The organism is Pseudoalteromonas sp. 1181_04, from assembly GCF_052850545.1.
Genome location: NZ_VXCS01000004.1, coordinates 71,972 through 90,168, shown reverse-complemented (window position 1 = coordinate 90,168; position 18,197 = coordinate 71,972). Strand labels below are relative to the sequence as shown.

Genomic DNA, 18,197 nt, shown 5'->3' with positions numbered 1-18,197 from the left:
TCTATTTAATGCCCTGTATACTTTTGGCAGCTTGATGCAAAAGTCGCGCACAGCCTTTATACTACAGGCTGTGCCCTACCTTAATGAGATCAAACATGAACGACGAATATATTGAAATTGAATTAGAAGAAGAGCCAATTGAGCTATGCAAACTCTTAAAAGTTCTTGATTTAGTCGAAGGTGGCGGCCAAGCCAAAAACCTTATCACTGAAGGCTATGTTGGCGTTAACCATGAAATTTGTACAATCAAGCGGAAAAAATTATACAGTGGCGACATTCTTGAATTTGATGGTGAGCAATTTCAACTGACATTAAGCGAAAGTGCTATTCCAGCAGAGCGCCCTGTTACATCAACGCAACCTGAACCACAACAAAGTGCAGAGCCTGCTACTAACGCGCCTTCTAAAGCTAAGCGTAAACGTACCAAAAAACCAAAAGTGGATGAAAAAACAGGCCGTCGCCCTATTTCATTCGGCTAATCCAATTTAGACTACGTGCAACTTGTAAAAGTAGCCGTAGTCGCCTTTAATAACTTTTTAAATAATAGTTTAAAAGGTAATGTATGACTCCTCCGCACTGGTTAAAATCTGTCGCTTGGGCAGCCCTTATTTGGAACTTGCTAGGGGTAATTGCATTCATTATGCAAATGCTCATGACTCCAGACATGATAAGTAAACTCCCTATAGAACAACAAGCTGCATATTCAAACACACCAATTTGGTCAACTATTGCATTCGCTACCGCGGTTTTTGGTGGGGTATTAGGCTGTATTTTATTATTACTTAAAAAAGCCCTTGCTCGAGTGCTTTTTGCGCTCTCACTCGCTGGGATTTTTATCCAGCAATTTTATAATTTCATTGTTATTAATAGTATTGAATTACTCGGTGCCAGCGCGGTGTTTATGCCAATATTCGTAGTCGTAATTGCAATTATCCTGCTACTGCTAAGCCACAAAGGCAAACAGCAAGGTTGGCTACTGTAAAACACGCTATTGAGTTGCTATTGAGTTGCTATTGTTTTACTGCTGACGCTTGAAATATAAATTTTCAGCATCATATATACCCTATTACTTGTATAAAAATCGTGCAAAGACACACTGGTATGTACTTTGCATTTTAATTATTCAAAGAGAGGTTACATTTACCACTTAAGTACCATTTAAGGATATTCATCTAACTTAGGGGCACATAATGAACAATAGTTTTGACACCCAAAAACAACTCACTATCAACGGTGAGCAGTTTCATATCCATTCACTGCAAGGTTTAGGCGATAAAGCCAAGCGACTGCCGTTCTCGCTCAAGATCCTACTCGAAAACTTACTGCGCAATGAAGACGGCGTAAATATTAAAAAACAAGATATTGAAGCGTTGCTAAACTGGGATTCACAAGCCAAGCCCAGTGCTGAGGTAGCATTTACACCCGCCCGCGTGGTGATGCAAGATTTTACTGGCGTACCAGCAATCGTCGATTTGGCCGCAATGCGTGATGCTATGGAAAGACTTGGCGGCGATCCTGCGAAAATAAACCCATTATCCCCTGCGGAATTAGTTATCGACCACTCAGTACAAGTAGACGGTTATGGTGAAGATGGCTCATTTGATTTAAATGCCAAGCTTGAGTACGAACGCAATAAAGAACGTTATGAGTTTTTACGCTGGGGTCAAACAGCCTTTGATAACTTAAAAGTTGTGCCACCAGCAACGGGGATTGTTCACCAAGTGAATTTAGAATACCTTGCTCGCGTTGTCTTTAATGAAGAGCGCAATGGGCAAAGATTTGCTTACCCTGACACCTTAGTCGGTACTGATTCACATACCACTATGATCAACGGCTTAGGCGTACTTGGTTGGGGTGTAGGCGGCATTGAAGCAGAAGCTGCAATGCTAGGCCAGCCAATTAGCTTACTGATCCCGCAAGTGGTGGGTATGAAGCTCAACGGCCGTTTACCGGAAGGCACCACAGCGACCGATTTAGTGCTGACCGTTACTGAAATATTGCGTAAGCATGGCGTTGTCGGTAAATTTGTAGAATTTTATGGCGATGGCCTTGCTGATTTACCACTGGCCGACCGCGCAACCATAGCCAACATGGCACCGGAATACGGCGCTACCTGTGGTATTTTCCCTATTGATGATGAAACAATTAATTATCTTCGTTTAACCAACCGTGATGAAACACAGCTAAAACTGATAGAAGACTACGCAAAACACCAAGGCCTATGGCGTAACGATGGCGATGAAGCAAATTACACCGACAAGCTCGAATTAAATCTAAACGATGTAGTGCCAAGCCTTGCCGGTCCGAAACGCCCACAAGACAGAATTGCCCTTGATCAAGCTGGCGAAGTTATTGCCAATCATTTAAAAACCTTTCAAGATGAACGTCTTGCTAAACGCGACAATAGTGATGAACAGCAATCACGTATCGAAAGTGAAGGCCCTGTCACTAATCCTGATGAGCCAACCAACGAAGCGCAATTTATGGGCGCAGCAAAGGTTAACTTTAAAGGCCAAGAATTTGAGTTAAAAGATGGCGCTTGTGTAATTGCTGCCATTACTAGCTGTACCAACACTTCAAACCCAAGCGTTATTTTAGCTGCGGGTTTAGTCGCGCAAAAAGCTCGCCAATTAGGAATTAACGTAAAACCTTGGGTAAAAACATCACTGGCACCTGGCTCGCAAGTGGTCACTGACTACTTAGAAAAAGCAGGCTTGATGGACGATTTAGATGCCCTTGGCTTTAATTTAGTGGGTTATGGCTGCACTACCTGTATTGGTAACTCAGGTCCGCTTGCCGATGAGATCAGTGAGGCAATTCAACAGCACAAATTAGTAGTAAGCTCTATTTTATCGGGTAACCGTAACTTTGAAGGACGTATTCACCAAGATGTGAAAATGAACTTTTTAGCCTCACCACCTTTAGTTGTCGCCTATGCGATTGCAGGTCGTACAGATATCGATGTTTATAACGAACCACTTGCGCAAGATGCTAATGGTAACGATATTTACCTGAAAAACATTTGGCCTAGTGTCAGCGAAGTGAATGAACTGGTGAAAAAAACCGTCACTAAAGAAATGTTCGCTACCAGTTACGGTAATGTTTATAAGGGTGATGATCGCTGGCAACAAATCAAAATTCCTGATGGTAAACTTTATGACTGGGATGATGCCTCAACGTATATTAAAAAAGCGCCGTTTTTTGATGGCATGACGACAGAACCACCAGGCATCCCTACTATTACGGGTGCTCGCTGTTTAGCAAAACTTGGCGATTCCGTCACTACTGATCATATATCCCCTGCTGGTGCAATTAAAGCAAGCGCGCCTGCTGGCGAATACTTACAAGAAAATGGCGTAGATAAATCGCAATTTAACTCATACGGTTCTCGCCGTGGTAATCATGAAGTAATGATGCGCGGTACATTTGCCAATGTACGCTTAAAAAACTTGCTTGCACCAGGCACCGAAGGCGGTGTAACGCGCACTCAACCTGATGATGAGCTTGCCAGTATTTACGATGCTGCAATGGCGTATCAACAGCAAGGCGTGCCACTCGTTGTGCTTGCCGGTGCTGAGTATGGTACGGGTTCATCACGAGACTGGGCAGCGAAAGGTTCGCTATTATTAGGTATTAAAGCGGTCATTGCGCAAAGTTATGAACGTATTCATCGCTCGAACCTAATTGGCATGGGCGTGCTACCACTGCAATTTAAAGCAGGTGAGAGCCATGAATCACTGGGGTTAACAGGTCAAGAGCAGTTCGATATCGAAGGTCTCTACGATAAAACCAAGGAAGTTAGTGTCGTTGCCACCAATAGCGAAGGCAAAAAACTAAGCTTTAGTGCCGATGTCCGTATTGATACCCCCAAAGAGTGGGATTACTACAAACATGGCGGCATTTTACAGTATGTATTGCGTAATATGTTAACTAGCTAATTAATCTATAATATTAGGGCTTTGCAAAATTAATTTGCTTAGCCCTTAATTTTTTGATGTAAAACAAGTCAGCTTACTCATTATTAACTACACTTAATTCATCTTATCATTAACGCCTGCATACTATGACCGAGCAAAAGATCATCAAAGTACTAAAAGTATTTATTGTCCTTGGCATATGCCTTATTGTGACTGGACATTATTTATTAGTGTCTGATCTGTTTGGTGAACAAAATAGTATTCATGGCATTATTATCAGCGCCGCTTTTATTGCTATTGGGGTGCTATTTTCTCTGCCTACAAAAATTTACCTCACTATTGTTTTAATGAACATAGAGGCTGTACATGACCAACATGTATAGCAGCAAGGTCTTGCAATTAATCAAACCATTTAACACCTCTAAAACTTTATTAATAGCGGCACTTTTAGTGCTTTGCTTACCCACTCAATTACGTGCAAATGAAAAACTGATTATTGCATCCGGTAATTTTGCACCTTATTTCATGCAAGATAACGTAACCGGTAATGGTTACTTCGATCAGCTTGTGGTTCAAGTGTTACGGATACAAGGCTATCAAAACCCGCAGTTGGTGCCGTTAAATAATGATGCTATTCAACGCTACTTCAACAATAAAGTCGCTGATATCGCGATCAACTATACGGCACAACCAGCTGCACACGCCTTTACTTCTCGTTATCGTGTGCGATTTATGAACCGCGTGACCATGCTCCGTTCTGCATGGACCGAGAAAGTAACTACGCTGAACGATTTGAAAAATTTAAGAGTCGGTAGTTTTATAGGGGCGAGCGATATCTTTGGTGCTGAGTATAAAAACATGGCGACACAGGTATTCACTCACTATAGTGAAGTAGGAAATCAACAAGCCCTAAATAAACAGTTACTTACCAATAAGATCGATGTCCGTATCGGTGATTATTTAATGCTCTACTGGCATACATCAACAAACACCCAACTTGACCCTACAAGTTTTATATATCGCGATATTTTAAACTATCAAGGCTCTTACATTGTTTTTCAAGATAAGTCTGTCAGAGATAATTTTGATGAAGGCCTGACAAGGTTAGTTGCTTCAGGAGAACTAATGATAGCTACTGAGCGTTGGTTAAAAGCTTATAACCTGCCAATCATTAAGCAACAATTTTTTGTAACACAGCCCGAAAAAACACAGCAAAACAACGCTATTGAAGCAAATTAATGCGTCTCATCTAACGATTTAGTGCGATGCTCTAACTGTTCTTTCACTTGCTCTGCATCTTCAAACAGCTTTTTCATCACCACGGGATCATAAACACTGCTTGAGTTTGGCATTAAAGACATATTAGTTGTTTTTGAGGTACCTTTTAAAATAGACGTATCTTCTGCGGCAGTTACCGTAATATCACGCGGATCTAGAATTACTTTTTCACTTGTACCGTTAGGATTAGGCTGATCGGAGTAATGCCATTGCCCTTGCTGATCTTGCCATTTATAAATAACGGTCGTTGCTACTGAGCTTTCATCGGTAATTGATTCAACAACTTTTTGACTAGTCTCACTGACCAATTTGGCAGCTATAGCAAAGGTGTCACTTGATAACTCAACCATTTGCTCTGTTAGCTGATTTGATTTACTACTAATACCATCACTGGTTAACCACGTTTGGCCATCGGGTCGTTGCAAGTAAAATAATGCCGCGACACTGATCAGCAATACCATAATCGCTAGGTACGCAAAATACTTCATCTTCAATCCTTTGAGTTAAATTTTTTTCTTTCTATTTTCTTACTATCATTGATAGCGAGCTATGATTTTAGCTAGGTCACCATTATCTTTCAAGCTTTGTAAAAAATCATTAAATTCTTTTGCCCGCTTCTTGCCACGCTCAGTATGTGCAAATTGTAGCTGCAAAGGCGCCTCACCGACATTAAAAGCACTTACACCAAGAGCTGAGAATTTAGGGTATTTATTGACGTACCAATCAAAAACCGCGCGCGACATAATAGTAAAACGTCTACTAATATGGTTATCATTATAAAGACTCTGTAATACATCTAGATCCGAATAAAAGTTCTCACGATGTAGGATTTGATCACGCACCAATGGCTCATATTCAGGATATACATAACCAAAGCGCCCTAGCAGTACACCATTATGCAGCACTTTTTCATCTTGAAAATCACTGGGGTTTGCACCATGGGTCACCACCATGACATCTTCAACCATCACAATTTCTTGACTCCAATAATACTTATGGGCTGTCAAGAGCCAACTTTCAGATTCCATACGCGCATCAACCTCACCATTACAAACCATTTTCTCCGAGCGCATTTCAGGGACATATGTATACTCAATAGTAAGGGAGTGCTGCTCAGCAAACTGGGTTATTAACTCATTCAACAGTCCTTTTTTAGCGCCTCCAATAATGTGATATGGGGGATAATTCTCATCAGGTAACGCAACACGAAAGGTGTCAGCAAAAGAGTGGTTTGGAAAAAATAAAAACAAGATAGCAAAGTATCTATTCATCAATGATGCACACAAAGCTAATGGCTACTTACTTTATACTGTAGTCAAAAAAATAAAGCACAGCTAGTAGGCTGCGCTTTAGGAATTTAATGATAACCGTAAGATTAGATCCCATCACCATCAATGTGTAGGCCACATTCGCGGTTTAGGCCAAAAAAACGGGTCTCTTCTTCGCTCATACCTGGCTCTAGTTTACGCGTAGTATGCACATCGCCCATTGACACATAACCTTGCTCCCATAATGGGTGGTATGGTAAGTCATGTTTAGTCAGGTACTGATAAACATCGCGATTTGACCATTCAATGATTGGATAAACCTTTACCGTGCCACGGCTAATTTCAACAACTTGCTTGTCAGCACGTGTCGATGATTGGTCACGACGCAAGCCGCTAAACCAAGTACCTGCATTTATATCTTTTAATGCGCGAGTCATTGGCTCAACTTTATTAAGCTGGTTATATTGTTTAATACCCGCTTCGCCTAGCTCCCATAACTTACCAAACTTGGCTTCTTGCCAAGCTGGGCTTAACTGCGACTTATACACTTTCAAATTTAGTGATAAGCGTTCGGTCATTTGCTCAATAAACTGATAAGTCTCTGGAAATAAATAACCTGTATCAGTTAGCACCACTGGAATATCGGCTTTTTGTGACGTTACTAAATGCAACATTACCGCGGCTTGAATACCAAAGCTTGATGATAAAAACTGCGTATCTGGCAAGTTTTCCAGTGCCCATGCTACACGCTGTTCAGCGCTCATATCTTTTAATATGCCGTTAGCATCAGCAAGCAGTGTTACTTGGCTTTCTTTATCAAGCTGTAAAATGTTTTTAAATTCACTCATAGTAAATTCCAAACCTTAGCAAGCGCGAACGCTTGCTTTTAAATTAAGCGTAGAAATCGGTGACTGAGACTTTAACTTCAGCAACAATGCCTTTACGGATCACAAAATCACCAAAACATTCGCCGTCGTTACGCTCACTTGCCCATTGACCTATTAATTTATCAAAGGCCTCTAAATACACGTCTTCACCGACGTTCTCTAAATACAACTTAGGAATACGAGTACCTTCAAGATTGCCACCTAAGTAAACGTTATATTTGCCAGGTCCTTTACCCACCAACCCTGCTTCAGCCAACATTGCGCGGCCACAGCCATTCGGGCAACCAACAACACGCATGATAATACTGTCATCAGGAATACCGTGTTTAGCAAGCAGCGCTTCAGTTTTTTCAATTAAGCTTGGTAAATAACGCTCGGCTTCCGCCATCGCTAAAGGGCAAGTCGGCAGTGAAACACAGGCCATTGAGTTTTTTCGCTGCTCTGAATCTTTGTCATCAATCAAACCGTGTTCACGCGCTATTTTTTCAATTATTGCTTTTTGATCAGCAGGCACACCGGCAATGATCAAGTTTTGATTTGCCGTCATACGAAAATCACCTTGGTGAATTTCAGCAATTTTACGACAACCTGTTTTCAGTGGTTTACCCGGAAAATCTAAAATACGACCACTTTGGATAAATAAGGTTAAGTGATGCTTACCATCAATACCTTCAACCCAACCAATGCGATCGCCACGATGAGTAAACTCATAAGGGCGGCTTGGTGCAAATTTAACCCCTGCACGTTGCTCTACTTCCGCTTTAAATACATCAGTACCTACACGATCTAAGGTGTATTTAGTTTTTGCATTTTTACGGTTTGAGCGATTACCCCAGTCGCGCTGTACAGACACCACATGCTCAGCAATTTTTAGCGTATCTTCGAGTGCGATAAAACCAAAATCATCGGCTTTACGTGGATACGTTGCAGTATCGCCGTGAGTCATAGCAAGACCACCACCTACTAGCACGTTAAAACCAACTAATTTACCGTTATCAGCAATCGCGACAAAGTTTAAGTCATTCGCATGCACATCCACTTCGTTGTTCGGTGGAATAGTCACTGTGGTTTTAAACTTACGTGGTAAGTAAGTTGAACCTAAAATTGGCTCTTCTGTGGTTTCGCTTTTTTCGCCGTTTAGCCAAATTTCAGCATACGCTTTAGTTTTTGGTAACAAGTGCTCAGAAATTTTCGCTGCCCACTCATACGCTTCTTGATGCAGCTCAGATTCAACCGGATTAGTAGTGCATAGTACGTTACGGTTTACATCACCCGCTGTTGCGATTGAGTCAATGCCCACGCTATCCAACATTTGGTGCATGCCTTTTATATTTGGCTTTAACACACCATGAAACTGAAACGTTTGGCGAGTTGTTAAACGAATACTACCGTAGCTGGTTTTTTCATCTGCGAACTTATCAATTGCTAACCATTGCTCTGGCTTGATGATACCGCCAGGCATACGTGCACGTAACATGACGTTGTGTAATGGCTCAAGCTTTTGCTTAGCACGCTCACCACGAATATCACGGTCATCTTGCTGATACATCCCGTGGAAACGAATTAACTGAAAGTTATCCGCAGTGAAACCACCGGTGATCTCATTTTTTAAGTCTTGTTCAATTGTGCCACGTAAAAAGTTACTTTCTCTTTTCAAGCGCTCGTTATCAGAAAGCTTTACGTTTTTATCTTGTTCGCTCATGTTTAATCCTAAATTTGTTACAGTGACGGCTGTTAGCTTTTAATAAAATAAACAACGTGCGCTTAGTACACGTCTTTCTGATAGCGGTTAGCGCTGCGCAAATCTTTCAAGTATTGATCTGCATCTTCATAGCTCTTACCTGTGTTCTCGCTAATAATATCAACCAACGCATTGTGCACGTCTTTTGCCATTCGATTAGCGTCACCACAAATATATAAATGCGCGCCCGCTTCTAGCCATGCAAATACGTCTTTGCTGTTTTGGCGTAGCTTGTCTTGCACGTAGACCTTCTCTGCTTGGTCACGGCTAAACGCCACATCAACTTTACTTAGTAGCCCTGATTTTAAGTAACCTTGAATTTCTACTTGATATAAGAAATCTTGGGTAAAGTGTGGGTTACCAAAGAATAACCAGTTTTTACCGGATGCTTCGCGGGCATCACGTTCTTGTAAGAAAGCACGGAACGGCGCAATACCAGTACCAGGGCCGACCATGATCACTGGCGTTTCGTCGTTAGCAGGTAAACGGAAGTTATCGTTATGCTCGCTATATACTTTTACTCTACAGCCTTCTTCGGCACGACGTGCTAAATAACCCGAACAACCACCTAAGTGCTCACTACCGAATGCCTCAAATTCAACTAGACCAATGGTTAAATGCACTTCATCTTCAACCTCAGCTTGGCTTGAAGCGATAGAATATAAACGCGCTTGTAGTTTGCGTAGGCAATCAACTAAAGTTTGTGCTTCAAGCTTGGCTGGATTTTGGCGGATCACATCATAGATTTGACGAGGCTCGATGTATTCACGCATTGCCGCTTTATCTTCAACCAGCTTTAATAACTCAGGTGTGCCTGTCGCTATCGCGTACTTTTCCACAAAACCTGGGTATGATTGAGTCAGCTCTAACTTTTCAATTAAGGCATCACGAATGCTTAGCTCTTCATCAGCGATTTTAACTTGGCTTGCAGCATCAATTTGCGTCAATGTCAGTACTTCATCAACCAGAATCTCGTCATTTAAGAAATACACCCCTAATGAATCACCCGGTGTGTAAGTAATATCAGACCCTTCCAGTGAAATCTCAACATGGCGCACATCTTTGGTTGAATCTCGACCAGTGATCTTTTGCACTAGGCTAAGCTCTGCTGGAAATGGGTTTTGCTTGGTATATTGGCTGGCAGCTGTTGCAGGTGTACCAAATGACACCACTTGCCCACCTGTTACGCCTTGCTGTGCTTTTAAATCAGGTTCAAATGCATCAAGTGCTCCGCTGATCCAGCTGGCGGCTTCATCATCGTAATCAACGTCTAAATCAGCACGCTGATAAATGGTTTCTGCACCGAGCTTATTTAAGCGCTGTTCAAAGTCTTTTGCTGTTTGACAGAAGAACTCATAGCTTGAATCACCTAAACCTATAACCGCAATTTTAACGCCATCAAGCTTAGGCGCTTTTTTGGTTGCTAAAAACTCATGTAATGTTTCGGCATCTTCCGGCGGCTCACCTTCACCGTAAGTAGAAACAACAACAGTTAAGAATTTTTCTTTTTTCAGGGCCGTTGGTTTGTAATCAGCCATGCTAACTAGCTTAACAGCTAAACCACGAGACTCCGCTTGCTCTTTGAGCTTAGTCGCTACACCTTTTGAATTACCGGTTTGTGAGCCATATAAAATGGTCAATGCCGCTGCATCCCCAGCACTTGGCTCAGCACCTACAACACCACCTAAGGCCGCCGTATTGGCATTCGCAGCAAGGTAGCCACTTACCCAAGCTTGCTGAATTGGATTAAGCTCAGCCACTAAACCTTGCAGCTTTTGTACTTGCTCTTGCGATAGCGGACTTGCCGCGGCATTGAGTTGACCTAACAACATGAATTAATTCCCCGTAACCCTGAAAGTTATCTGCAAAATGATCACTGATTGCAGTAATCATTTTGCCTAAAATTTGTGTCGCCTTTAAGGCAAATAACTCAGGCCCTAAAGATTTCTCTGAGTGTGAAGAATAACGGGGTACGCGCCAATAAAAAAAGAATAGAATCTGCTTTGTTATTCCATTTAGTTATTAATTTATAAATTAACCAGTAAAAACAGATTAAAAGGTAAAAATAACTGCTGATGATTTCAGCACCACGCTTAGCCGAACAGAAATATCATATAAAAATTATTCACTTCATTTTTCTCAAAATACAAATTAACTTTTTTGCAACAAACCTCGAGTAGGCTATAGTGGATTTGGCTACATTCTGTGCGCCGACTATAAATACAATAAGGAAACACTATGTCACACGGGGCATATAGAAAACTCATACTCAGCAGTGCTATGTTAGCTACAGCACTTCCCTGCATGGCCAGCATTAATAATGGTGACTTTGAAAACTGGTCAAGTAATAGCCCTAACGGCTGGAGTACGATTGACTCAGGCATTACACTATCAGCTTCAAATACCATAGTGAATTCAGGATCTCTTGCTGCAAAAGTAGTGGTTAATACCGCTAGTCAAAGCAATACTGATTTACTGCAAGAAGTTACTGTTGAGGCCGGCAAAAGCTACTTATTCTCAAGCTGGGTTTATCACACCGAAGGCGGCATTAAAGCGCGCTTAATTGCCGACGGCTATCAAGGCTATTCAAATCCAGCGTTATTAAATCAGTGGCAACAAATAAGCTATACATATACAGCAACCAGCAATGCTACGATTACCGTGGGCCTGCGTTTTTACGATGTCAGCGGCTTTGATGGCAGTGAAACTATTTATGTGGATAGTTTTACACCAGGTTCTAGTGATACCACCCCACCGCCACCAGTCGGTTGTGCTGATAACACCGTTAACTTAGCACTGACAACTGATAACTATGGCGAAGAGACTAGCTGGCAAATCACTAACGCCCAAGGCATAGCAGTTGCGTCAGGTGGCAGTTATAGTGGCAACAACAGCTATACAGAGCAAGCTTGCTTAGTTGATGGCGATTACACATTTAGTATTTTTGATAGTTACGGCGACGGTATTTGCTGTTCATTTGGTAATGGCAGCTACGCGCTAACATCCGCCCAAACAACATTGGCTAGCGGCAGTAGTTTTCAAAGCAGTGAAGCAACTCCCTTTATACTTGGTGATAATACCAACCCAGAAACGCCGCCCAGCGAGCCAACTGGCTACTATGTTACAGTACAAGGTTTAACGGGCTATGCACTTAAAACCGCGCTTTATAACATTATTAAAGGTCACAACTCACAAGGTTATTCAGCTATTTGGAGTTTTTACGATCTTGCTTCACGGGATAAGTACTTTGAAAATGACAATTCAATACTCGATCGCTATTCAGAAAATCCCACCGGTCAAGACAGCTATAACTATGTCGCTGTAAGTGATCAATGCGGCACTTACAATAGTGAAGCTGATTGTTATAACCGCGAACATTCATTTCCGAAAAGTTGGTTTGGCGGCACAAATGAGCCTATGAACTCAGACGTACATCATATTTTTGCAACCGATGGTTATGTTAATTCAAAACGTAGCAATTACCCATTTGGCGAAGTAGGCAGCGCCAGTTTCACCTCAAGCAATGGCAGTAAACTTGGCAGCGCAGCAAGCTCGATTAATTACTCAGGCACAGTATTTGAGCCAATCGATGAGTTTAAAGGTGACTTTGCTCGCGCCTACTTCTATATGGCAACCCGCTACGAAAACGTCATTGGTACTTGGCAAAACAACACCACGGCTAGTAATGCCGTGCTTAACGGCTCTAGTAACCAAGTGTTTGAGAATTGGGTAGTGACTATGTTGGTTAATTGGCATAACGACGATCCAGTCAGTCAACTTGAACTAGATAGAAACCAAGCCGCTTATGAGCATCAAGGCAACCGCAATCCATATATCGATCATCCAGAATTTGTTGAGATGATTTGGTAAAGGTCAGCGGTCAGCGGTCAGCGGTCAGCGGTCAGCGGTCAGCGCAGAAAAACATCAGCCTTTGCACTTGCAAAGGCTGTTTTGCTCTCTAATTTTATAACCCAATTTATGCAGTAAGAATATAATTAATGCTCTTTTGTTTGTCATTGTTGGGCATCTTTTTTGTTGCTCAACCCATGCTAACGCAGCAGTTGCAAATTCACTGTTATTTGCAATTGAGTGATCCACCGCTTCTGCAAGCTTCACAATTTGCAAAATAGATTGTCTATATTCGGTAAGGCCTAGGCTTAAAAGGTAATTTTGAATCGGACACATAGCATTTAATCAGAGTGAAAAAATACAGCATAAAAGCTGGAGCTAGGTTAAGGTCAAGTAGTTTTTTATGAGGGAAATTTAGCGAAGTGCTTTTCTGTAGTATGAATTTTTATACCTGCATATTCGTGACGTTCTTTTCTTCAAGGCCCTCAATAGACTCAGGCGTTCAACTTCACTCCGAGCGGCTTACGGCTTAAAACTTACCGCTTATAGCTTTTTAAAAACAAAAAGCCCCAGCTAATGCCGGGGCTTTTTATAAAACAGACTTAATTAAAAATTAAGCTTGTTTTGGACTAGAAATAACGTCTACTAATGTCCAAGACTTAGTCTTAGAGATTGGAGCGCATTCACGGATAGTAACAACGTCACCCGCTTTTGCTGTGTTATTTTCGTCATGTACGTGTAATTTAGTCGTACGTTTGATGAATTTCCCATAGATTGGGTGCTTCACGTAACGTGCGATAGCGATAGTGAAAGATTTTTCCATCTTGTCGCTGATTACAGTGCCTTGAAGAGTACGAATTTTATCACTCATTATTGACCTGCCTTCTGGTTAATAACTGTTTTTACACGCGCGATATCGCGACGTACTGTTCTTAGCGTGTGAGTTTGAGCTAACTGACCAGTGCTTGCTTGCATGCGCAGGTTAAACTGCTCACGAAGAAGACCTAGAAGTTCAGCATTAAGCTCTTCTACGCTTTTATCTTTTAGTTCGCTTGCTTTCATCACATTACCGTCCGAGTTACGAAAGTTGTTTTGAATGGCAGTTTACGAGCAGCAAGGTCGAATGCTTCACGAGCAAGCTCTTCAGAAACACCTTCCATTTCGTAAAGTACTTTACCAGGCTGAATTTCAGCAACCCAATATTCAACAGAACCTTTACCTTTACCCATACGAACTTCAAGAGGCTTTTCTGTGATCGGTTTGTCAGGGAAGACACGGATCCAGATTTTACCTTGACGTTTCACGTGACGTGTCATGGCACGACGAGCTGCTTCGATTTGACGAGCAGTCATGCGGCCACGGCCAGTAGCTTTCAAACCGAAAGTACCGAAGCTTACTTTGTTACCGTTTTGCGCTAAACCACGGTTGCGGCCTTTGTGCATTTTACGGAATTTTGTACGTTTTGGCTGTAACATTACTCGCTACCTCTACTTAGCACTTTTTTTGGCTTTCTTTGGTGCGCGTTTAGCTGGCTTCTCTTGCTCTTGTACTAGTGGTAAACCACCAATAACTTCGCCTTTGAAGATCCAAACTTTAACACCAATGATACCATAAGTGGTTAAGGCTTCAGAAGTTGCGTAGTCGATATCAGCACGAAGAGTATGTAGAGGTACACGACCTTCACGATACCATTCTGAACGTGCGATTTCTGCGCCGCCAAGACGACCGCTAACTTCAACTTTGATCCCTTTAGAACCGATGCGCATTGCATTTTGTACCGAACGCTTCATAGCGCGACGGAACATAACACGACGCTCTAGTTGAGAGGCAATGCCGTCTGCTACTAGTTGTGCATCTAGTTCTGGTTTACGTACTTCAGAAATATTGATCTGAGCAGGTACACCAGCAATCTTAGTTACCGCTTGACGTAATTTTTCTACGTCTTCGCCTTTTTTACCGATAACAACACCCGGACGAGCCGTGTGAATTGTTACGCGGATTGATTTTGCTGGACGCTCAATAACGATTTTAGACACAGAAGCCGCTTTCAATTCCTTAGTAAGGAATGTACGTACTTTGTGATCGCCAAAAAGCTGTGCAGAGAAATCTTTTGAACTCGCGTACCAGGTAGAAACCCAAGGTTTAGATATACCTAGGCGAATACCAGTAGGATGAACTTTTTGTCCCATTACTTATACTCCTAGCTATCTGAAACCACAACAGTGATGTGGCTTGTACGCTTAAGGATGCGGTCTGCGCGTCCTTTAGCACGTGGCATAATACGTTTCATTGTTGGACCATCGTCCACAAAGATCGTTGTTACACGTAGCTCATCAATGTCAGCACCTTCGTTATGCTCTGCGTTAGCAATAGCAGACTCAAGTACTTTCTTAACTAATACAGCCGCTTTCTTAGGGCTGTACGCCAGGATTTCTAGTGCGCGATCGACAGGTAACCCGCGGATCTGATCTGCAACTAGACGTGCTTTTTGCGCCGAACCAGAGGCGAATTTATGTTTAGCTAATGCTTGCATTTATCATTCCCCTCTTAACGTTTCTTCGCTTTCTTATCCGCAGCGTGGCCACGGTAAGTGCGAGTTGGTGCAAATTCACCTAGTTTGTGACCGATCATTTCGTCAGAAACGAAAACTGGTACATGCTGGCGACCATTATGGACAGCAATGGTCAATCCGATCATGTTAGGTATGATCATTGAACGACGGCTCCAAGTTTTAATTGGCTTCTTGTCACCGCTTTCCAAAGCTTTCTCTACCTTCTTCAGCAAGTGTAGGTCTATAAAAGGACCCTTCTTGAGAGAGCGTGGCATGGCTATTCCTCAATATTACTTAGTACGACGACGTACTATAAATTTATCCGTACGCTTGTTCTTACGCGTCTTAGCACCTTTAGTCGGCTTACCCCATGGAGACACAGGATGACGACCACCAGATGTACGACCTTCACCACCACCGTGTGGGTGATCAACCGGGTTCATGGCAACACCACGAACTGTCGGACGAATACCACGCCAGCGATTTGCACCTGCTTTACCAAGTGAACGAAGCATATGCTCAGCATTGCCTACTTCACCTAGCGTCGCACGACAATCTGATTCAACTTTACGAACTTCGCCTGAACGAAGACGCAATGTTACATACTGACCATCACGAGCAAGGATTTGAACGTATGCACCAGCAGAACGTGCGATTTGAGCACCTTTACCTGGTTTTAATTCTACGTTGTGAACAGTCGAACCTACAGGCATATTGCGCATAGGTAATGCATTACCAGGCTTGATTGGTGCATCAACACCAGACTGGATTGCATCACCAGCTTTTAAGCCTTTTGGTGCGATAATGTAACGACGCTCACCGTCTGCATATAATACAAGTGCGATGTTTGCGCTACGATTTGGATCATATTCTAAACGCTCAACAGTGGCTGGAATGCCATCTTTAGTACGTTTAAAATCGATTAAACGGTAATGCTGCTTATGACCACCACCGATATGACGAACCGTAATACGACCATTGTTATTACGACCACCTGATTTAGAGTTTTTCTCTAATAGTGGTGCGTATGGCTTGCCCTTATGTAGATCTGGGTTTACCACTTTAACTAGGTGACGACGACCCGCAGAAGTTGGCTTACACTTTTGAAGTGCCATAATTCTAACTCCCCTTATTACTCGGCGCCGCCGACAAAGTCTAGTTCGCTGCCTTCTTTAAGAGTAACGTAAGCTTTTTTCCAGTCGCTACGACGACCGAAACGTGCGCCAGTACGTTTTGTTTTACCCTTAACATTAAGTGTGCGAACACCAGTTACTTCCACTTCAAAAAGCTTCTCTACAGCTGCTTTAACTTCAGCTTTAGTTGCGTCATTTACTACTTTGAAAACGATAGTGTTGTTTTCTTCAGCAGCAATAGTGCTTTTTTCAGAGATATGTGGAGCAAGGATCACTTTTAAAAGACGTTCTTCACGAATCATGCTAGCGTCTCCTCAAGTTGCTTAACAGCAGCTGCTGTAATAAGTACCTTATCGAAAGCGATTAAGCTTACAGGGTCGATACCAGCTACATCACGCGTGTCAACCTTGTACAGGTTACGTGCCGATAAAAATAGATTCTCATCTACTTCTTCAGTTACGATTAGAACATCTTTAAGCTCAAGTTCTTTAAGCTTAGCAACTAGTTCTTTAGTTTTTGGTGCTGCTAGAGCAAAACTTTCAACAACGATTAAACGCTCTTGACGAACTAATTCAGATAAAATGCTTTTGATCGCACCGCGGTACATTTTACGGTTTACTTTTTGGCTGTGGTCTTGTGGTTTAGCTGCGAAGCTAACGCCACCTGAACGCCAAATTGGACTACGGATTGTACCAGCACGTGCACGGCCAGTACCTTTTTGAGCCCATGGTTTTTTACCACCACCGCTTACTTCAGAACGTGTCTTCTGAGCACGAGTACCTTGACGAGCACCTGCTGCGTATGCAACAACTACTTGATGTACTAATGCTTCGTTAAACTCACGTCCAAAAGTAGCTTCAGAAACTTCAAGACCGCCAGAAGCGTCTTTAATTGCTAATTCCATCACTAAATCTCCAGGACTTATGCTTTAACAGCAGGTTTAACGATAACGTCACCGCCGATAGCGCCAGGTACTGCACCTTTAACTAAAAGCAAGTTACGCTCAGCGTCAACGCGTACTAGTTCTAAGTTTTGAGTCGTTACACGCTCAGCACCCATATGACCGGCCATTTTCTTACCTTTAAACACCTTACCAGGTGATTGGTTTTGACCGATTGAACCAGGAGCACGGTGAGATAGAGAGTTACCATGTGTAGCGTCTTGCATGCTGAAATTCCAGCGCTTAACACCACCTTGGAAACCTTTACCTTTAGAAGTACCGGTTACGTCAACTTTGTTGATTTCGTTGAATAATTCAACAGTAAGCTCAGCGCCTACTTCAAAATCGCCTTCACCACCATTTAGGCGGAATTCCCACAGACCGCGACCCGCTTCAACACCAGCTTTAGCGAAGTGACCCGCTGTTGCTTTGTTTACACGGCTTGCTTTTTTAGTGCCTGCGGTTACTTGAAGCGCGTTATAACCGTCTGTTGCGTCAGATTTGATCTGAGCAATGCGGTTAGGTGTCGCTTCAATAACTGTCACAGGGATAGATACACCATCTTCAGTGAAGATACGTGTCATACCCACTTTACGACCGACTAGACCTAATGCCATTTTCCTAAAACCTCTC

The 18,197-nt window shown here is 42.5% G+C and carries 21 protein-coding genes; 6 read left to right on the top strand and 15 right to left on the bottom strand.

Going from position 1 to position 18,197, the window contains the following annotated elements; genetic code table 11:
* Positions 1-95 precede the first annotated feature (95 nt).
* The 5 genes from FW757_RS04405 to FW757_RS04385 all read left to right on the top strand — a co-directional run bounded on the left by FW757_RS04405 (position 96) and on the right by FW757_RS04385 (position 5,156).
* The gene (locus tag FW757_RS04405) at positions 96-479 is read left to right on the top strand and encodes an RNA-binding S4 domain-containing protein (RefSeq protein WP_446440899.1); all 384 of its coding nucleotides are present in this window, start codon (positions 96-98) and stop codon (positions 477-479) included.
* Between the two features lie 83 nt (positions 480-562).
* Positions 563-982 carry a hypothetical protein gene (locus FW757_RS04400; RefSeq protein ID WP_149980456.1) on the top strand — a complete coding sequence of 140 codons (420 nt, stop codon included), beginning with the start codon at positions 563-565 and terminating at the stop codon, positions 980-982.
* 208 nt (positions 983-1,190) lie between these two features.
* On the top strand, positions 1,191-3,938 hold the full coding sequence (gene acnA, locus FW757_RS04395) for an aconitate hydratase AcnA (protein ID WP_182761257.1): 2,748 nt from the start codon (positions 1,191-1,193) through the stop codon (positions 3,936-3,938).
* Between the two features lie 125 nt (positions 3,939-4,063).
* A complete protein-coding gene (locus FW757_RS04390) occupies positions 4,064-4,300 on the top strand; it encodes a hypothetical protein (protein WP_149980454.1) in 237 nt (78 codons plus the stop codon).
* Positions 4,284-5,156: a substrate-binding periplasmic protein gene (locus FW757_RS04385; RefSeq protein WP_182718974.1), complete on the top strand. Its 873-nt coding sequence runs from the start codon at positions 4,284-4,286 to the stop codon at positions 5,154-5,156. Before FW757_RS04390 ends, FW757_RS04385 begins: the two co-directional genes overlap by 17 nt.
* On the opposite strand, the gene FW757_RS04380 is transcribed toward FW757_RS04385, so the two are convergent.
* The 5 genes from FW757_RS04380 to FW757_RS04360 all read right to left on the bottom strand — a co-directional run bounded on the left by FW757_RS04380 (position 5,153) and on the right by FW757_RS04360 (position 10,923).
* Entirely contained in the window at positions 5,153-5,683 is a 531-nt protein-coding gene (locus FW757_RS04380) for a DUF4124 domain-containing protein (RefSeq protein WP_182740372.1), read from the bottom strand. The two genes, FW757_RS04385 and FW757_RS04380, sit on opposite strands and share 4 nt — an antisense overlap.
* A 45-nt stretch (positions 5,684-5,728) precedes the next feature.
* Positions 5,729-6,466 carry a transporter substrate-binding domain-containing protein gene (locus FW757_RS04375; protein WP_182718972.1) on the bottom strand — a complete coding sequence of 246 codons (738 nt, stop codon included), beginning with the start codon at positions 6,464-6,466 and terminating at the stop codon, positions 5,729-5,731.
* Positions 6,467-6,570: 104 nt separating this feature from the next.
* Complete coding sequence (locus FW757_RS04370) at positions 6,571-7,311, bottom strand: phosphoadenylyl-sulfate reductase (RefSeq protein ID WP_149980450.1); 741 nt, start codon at positions 7,309-7,311, stop codon at positions 6,571-6,573.
* Positions 7,312-7,354: 43 nt separating this feature from the next.
* On the bottom strand, positions 7,355-9,052 hold the full coding sequence (gene cysI / locus FW757_RS04365; RefSeq protein WP_149980449.1) for an assimilatory sulfite reductase (NADPH) hemoprotein subunit: 1,698 nt from the start codon (positions 9,050-9,052) through the stop codon (positions 7,355-7,357).
* Positions 9,053-9,114: 62 nt separating this feature from the next.
* A complete protein-coding gene (locus tag FW757_RS04360) occupies positions 9,115-10,923 on the bottom strand; it encodes an assimilatory sulfite reductase (NADPH) flavoprotein subunit (protein ID WP_446440898.1) in 1,809 nt (602 codons plus the stop codon).
* A gap of 406 nt (positions 10,924-11,329) precedes the next feature.
* Here FW757_RS04360 and FW757_RS04355 point away from each other — a divergent pair, with 406 nt between their 5' ends.
* Complete coding sequence (locus tag FW757_RS04355) at positions 11,330-12,961, top strand: endonuclease (protein ID WP_446440897.1); 1,632 nt, start codon at positions 11,330-11,332, stop codon at positions 12,959-12,961.
* A gap of 592 nt (positions 12,962-13,553) precedes the next feature.
* On the opposite strand, the gene rpsQ is transcribed toward FW757_RS04355, so the two are convergent.
* From rpsQ to rplC, 10 genes are read right to left on the bottom strand one after another with little or no spacing between them, the layout of a single operon-like run.
* Positions 13,554-13,811, bottom strand: a complete 258-nt coding sequence (gene rpsQ, locus FW757_RS04350) for a 30S ribosomal protein S17 (RefSeq protein ID WP_016709053.1) — start codon at positions 13,809-13,811, stop codon at positions 13,554-13,556.
* A complete protein-coding gene (gene rpmC, locus FW757_RS04345) occupies positions 13,811-14,002 on the bottom strand; it encodes a 50S ribosomal protein L29 (RefSeq protein ID WP_054552371.1) in 192 nt (63 codons plus the stop codon). Before rpmC ends, rpsQ begins: the two co-directional genes overlap by 1 nt.
* Positions 14,002-14,415 (bottom strand): 50S ribosomal protein L16, encoded by a 414-nt coding sequence (gene rplP / locus FW757_RS04340; protein WP_002957890.1) that lies wholly within the window; start codon positions 14,413-14,415, stop codon positions 14,002-14,004. Before rplP ends, rpmC begins: the two co-directional genes overlap by 1 nt.
* Before the next feature lie 12 nt (positions 14,416-14,427).
* Complete coding sequence (gene rpsC / locus FW757_RS04335; RefSeq protein WP_054206128.1) at positions 14,428-15,129, bottom strand: 30S ribosomal protein S3; 702 nt, start codon at positions 15,127-15,129, stop codon at positions 14,428-14,430.
* Between the two features lie 11 nt (positions 15,130-15,140).
* The gene (rplV, locus tag FW757_RS04330; RefSeq protein ID WP_004588690.1) at positions 15,141-15,473 is read right to left on the bottom strand and encodes a 50S ribosomal protein L22; all 333 of its coding nucleotides are present in this window, start codon (positions 15,471-15,473) and stop codon (positions 15,141-15,143) included.
* Positions 15,474-15,487: 14 nt separating this feature from the next.
* Positions 15,488-15,766 carry a 30S ribosomal protein S19 gene (rpsS, locus tag FW757_RS04325; RefSeq protein ID WP_010561269.1) on the bottom strand — a complete coding sequence of 93 codons (279 nt, stop codon included), beginning with the start codon at positions 15,764-15,766 and terminating at the stop codon, positions 15,488-15,490.
* Between the two features lie 15 nt (positions 15,767-15,781).
* Positions 15,782-16,606, bottom strand: coding sequence for a 50S ribosomal protein L2 (gene rplB / locus FW757_RS04320; protein WP_007376192.1), 825 nt, complete (start codon positions 16,604-16,606; stop codon positions 15,782-15,784).
* Positions 16,607-16,623: 17 nt separating this feature from the next.
* Positions 16,624-16,926, bottom strand: coding sequence for a 50S ribosomal protein L23 (gene rplW / locus FW757_RS04315; RefSeq protein ID WP_054206127.1), 303 nt, complete (start codon positions 16,924-16,926; stop codon positions 16,624-16,626).
* The gene (gene rplD / locus FW757_RS04310; RefSeq protein ID WP_054206126.1) at positions 16,923-17,528 is read right to left on the bottom strand and encodes a 50S ribosomal protein L4; all 606 of its coding nucleotides are present in this window, start codon (positions 17,526-17,528) and stop codon (positions 16,923-16,925) included. Before rplD ends, rplW begins: the two co-directional genes overlap by 4 nt.
* A 17-nt stretch (positions 17,529-17,545) precedes the next feature.
* A complete protein-coding gene (rplC, locus tag FW757_RS04305; protein ID WP_054206125.1) occupies positions 17,546-18,181 on the bottom strand; it encodes a 50S ribosomal protein L3 in 636 nt (211 codons plus the stop codon).
* Positions 18,182-18,197 lie beyond the last annotated feature (16 nt).